We start from the raw sequence: 335 nt of genomic DNA on the forward strand, positions 1-335 counted from the left end.
CGCACCTCCACCCGCTCCAGCGACGAGTCCACGTAGCGCACGGTGCCGCCGGCCGAGCCTTCCTCGCCCATGACGTGCCACGGCTCCAGCGCGTTGCGCAGGGTGAGTTCGATGCCCTTGGCCGCCACTTGCCCGATGAGCGGGAAACGGAACTCGAAGTGCGGGTCGAACCAGCCCTTCTCGAACCGGTAACCGCACTGGGCCAGGTCGTCGAGCACGTCGTCGAAGTCCATGCGCACGAAGGTGGGCAGCAGGAAACGGTCGTGCAGTTCGGTGCCCCAGCGGGTGAGTTTGCCGTGCCACGGTTGCTGCCAGAAGCGGGCCACCAGCGCGCG

At 68.1% G+C, this 335-nt stretch carries 1 protein-coding gene; it reads right to left on the reverse strand.

What is annotated here, in order from left to right:
- On the reverse strand, nucleotides 1-335 hold a 335-nt coding region (locus tag HA630_RS00470; protein WP_166832021.1), incomplete at both ends, for a transglutaminase family protein.

The sequence above is a fragment of the Aquabacterium sp. A08 genome, from assembly GCF_011742065.1.